Genomic DNA, 1,438 nt, shown 5'->3' with positions numbered 1-1,438 from the left:
GGCTCTGTCAACTCTGCGGTGGTAATCGCTAAAAATGAGTTAGAGTGAGTATGAGAAAGTTGCCTTGGGGCAGCTTTTTTTTAGTGCTTCTTGACAAGAATTTGTTGGAGTAAAATCCGTTTTCTGAGATGGTCAAATCTGACAAAGCCAAAGGCAATACGCTTGATGAGTTTACAGAGATTGTTTTTGCCTTCAAGTGGGCCGTTGGAATAGGGCGAAACAATGCCTCTTGCGATGGCTTGTTTGTGTTTAAGCAGATAACGACAAGACTTCTTAAAGTCTTCTGGCAAGCTTTCAGGCAGGGTTTCTATAGCCTCAAAAAAGTCATCTGCTTGCTTGTTCTGAAAGGCATCCAAAACGTTTTGATAGACCGTATAGGCTTCTTGAAGCTTCTGAGAATAGCTCAAAAGATAATCAATAACGTCACCTTCGGTCCGCCATTCTCCCCTAAAAAGCGTCCATTGTTTCCGTTTTTGGTAATTGACCTTGCCGTTCCATTTGAGGAGCTGGCGCCAGTATTTCTTGAGTTTGCGATAAACCTTGCCATTGTCGCCTTTGAGTTTCTTCAATTCCTTCATTTCCTTGACCCGCAGCTGATTAAAGACTCGTGACAACTGTTGGACCACATGAAAGCCGTCAATAATCAGCTGAGCATTGGGAAAAAGCGTCAAAAGGGCAGGATAGGAGGCATTCATATCCATGACAATGGTTTTGACTTTCAGACGTTCAGAGCGAGGGAATTTCAGGAAATAGGCCATCAAATCCGCTTGTTTGCGACTTTCTAGAATGTCAATAATATCATGTGTCAAGCCATCAGAGTAGACAAAAGCTAAGCCATTATCAGAATTTTGAGTGGCTTTAAATTCATCAAAACACAGGACTTCTGGCAGCTGCCTAAAAGCTTGTTTTAAAGAGATTTGATCCACGATTTGCCAGCAGAAAGCAGGGGAGACAAAGTAGCGTCTGGCCACATCACGCATAGACATTTTGACCTTGAAATCAAGCAAAATAGCAGCCTTAACCACGGAGGAGATATTAGCTCTAGGTGCAATAAAATAGGGGTTTGGGGTAAATGTGGCCCCACAATCTGCACAGTCGTACTTGGCCTTGGTCAAGGCCAGAACTCTAGGCCTGTGTCCAGCAGGTGTCATAAGGACTTGAGAAGTCCTGTAATCACGGACTTTTCGGCATTGAGCAATGACACCACAAGCAGGGCAAACCGTCTTTTTAGGGCGATAGCTGGCGGAAAAGATTTGTGCTTGATGCTGTCCTGTCAGCTTTGTAAAACCTAAGCGCACAAAATTTTCCTCTGGAAAAACTAAGTCTGAGGCTTTGAGGTCCAGCAAAAGTGTGATAGAATCTGAATGAGTCATAGGAATCCTAACTAAAAATGGTGATTGGTAACTTCATTTTAGCGGATTACTATGGCTTTTTTCCT

At 43.2% G+C, this 1,438-nt stretch carries 1 protein-coding gene; it reads right to left on the bottom strand.

Annotated elements, in window-relative coordinates; genetic code table 11:
- Positions 1–80: 80 nt before the first annotated feature.
- Entirely contained in the window at positions 81–1,373 is a 1,293-nt protein-coding gene (locus ACGHCK_RS11415; RefSeq protein ID WP_271329433.1) for an ISL3 family transposase, read from the bottom strand.
- Positions 1,374–1,438: the final 65 nt, after the last annotated feature.

This window comes from Lactococcus muris, assembly GCF_042849115.1.
In the GTDB taxonomy this organism is placed as follows: domain Bacteria; phylum Bacillota; class Bacilli; order Lactobacillales; family Streptococcaceae; genus Lactococcus; species Lactococcus muris.
The sequence above is the reverse complement of the archived record's forward strand: the minus strand, read 5'-3'. Positions and strand labels throughout refer to the sequence as shown.

Coding starts and splice junctions, on each gene's coding strand:
- ACGHCK_RS11415 (WP_271329433.1), bottom strand. CDS start 1,373: ATGACTCATTCAGATTCTATCACACTTTTGCTGGACCTCAAAGCCTCA.